The following is a 1,458-nucleotide window of genomic DNA, read 5'->3' as shown; positions in this document are numbered from 1 at the left end:
CCGTTAGTGCGCCTCTTGTAAACATAGGTTGTTAGTCGTTTCCAAAAATAAAGTTTTATGCAAACAGAATTTAAGTCTCCAAAATTAAGTTTTTCTTTATCAGAAATTCAGGTCTCTAAAAACAAAAGTTTTTTCGCAAGCGTAATTTCCAAAGTCATGTCGGTTTCAAATTTTGGTCAGGTTTCCAAAATAAGTTCGTGGTTTTCAATTAAGTTTCGGTAAGTCAGCAGTTTTATTCGGCAAAGTTCGTTTTTCATGGCTTAAATTCTTTTCTGTAAAATCAGGTTTCCAAAATTTTCTGTATTTTTTCAGCAAATATTTTGACAAGTTTTATTTGGGTTCTTGGGCTGTGTTCGTTTCTTCTGGCAAAATTTATTTTTGGCAAAGTCAGTTTCTCGGCAAAAGTTTTAGCAAGTTCTCGGCTTTCAGGTTATTTCAATTCAGCGTTAGTTTCGTTGGTGGTTGTCGAGCCTGCCGAGACATAAAGTCGGGATTGTAAAAAATTGGCGTGCGTGTAAAATCAAGTCTATGAAAGGCGGCGTTCTGTTTTTAGGCTATATCCGTTCCGCAACATCGAGCGCACTAACAAAGCGTGCAGCGGACGGCGGGGATTCGGCGGCTTCGAGAGACATTTTTCACGCTTTGAGTTTTTTCTCCTCTTTGGACTCTCCTACTCCCGCCCCCCGTCCGCCGCTAACGCAAACCGTTAGGCGCTGGAAACTAATGGTCAAAAAACAAAAAATAGTAGTCATAGGCTCGTCAGGTCACGCTAAAGTAGCAATAGATGTTATTGAAAAAGAAGGTAAGTTTTCAATCGTCGGATTAATTGATTCTTTCAAGAAAGCAGGGCAAGAGGTTTTTAATTATCAGATTCTCGGCACAGAAGAAGATCTACCAATACTTTCAAAGAAATATAATTTATTCGGCAGTTTTATCGCCATCGGAGACAACTGGCAACGCCATCTAATGGCAAAAAAGATAGAAAAAATATCCCCCACGCTTAACTTTGTAAGCACCTTTCATCCATCAGTTCAACTCGCTAGAGGCGCAATCATTGGCAAGGGTACAATAGCCACAGCAGAATCAGTTGTAAATAGCGACTGTGAAATCGGAACTTTTTGTATCATCAATACAAAAGCTTCCCTTGACCATGATTGTATTATGGGTAATTTCTCAAGTCTCGCTCCTAACGCAACAACTGGAGGAAATGTGAAGATAGACGCATTTAGTTCTATATCGCTTGGGGCTAATATTATTCACAACCGGAATATAGGCAAGCATACAGTAATTGGCGCGGGATCTGTCGTATTAAATGATATACCAGACTATTGCGTTGCATATGGCACTCCCGCTAAAGTTATCCGCACAAGACAAGAAGGAGATAAATATCTATAAATTTAAACAACGCGCCTAACACAGCGTGCACCTGACGCTGGGGACTCGGCGCACATCCCAAGC

The 1,458-nt window shown here is 40.4% G+C and carries 1 protein-coding gene; it reads left to right on the top strand.

Annotated elements, in window-relative coordinates:
* Positions 1-528 precede the first annotated feature (528 nt).
* Complete coding sequence (locus LC115_08120) at positions 529-1,395, top strand: acetyltransferase (protein ID MCZ2356637.1); 867 nt, start codon at positions 529-531, stop codon at positions 1,393-1,395.
* Positions 1,396-1,458 lie beyond the last annotated feature (63 nt).

The sequence above is a fragment of the Bacteroidia bacterium genome (assembly GCA_026932145.1).
In the GTDB taxonomy this organism is placed as follows: Bacteria; Bacteroidota; Bacteroidia; order J057; family JAIXKT01; genus JAIXKT01.
The sequence above is the reverse complement of the archived record's forward strand: the minus strand, read 5'-3'. Positions and strand labels throughout refer to the sequence as shown.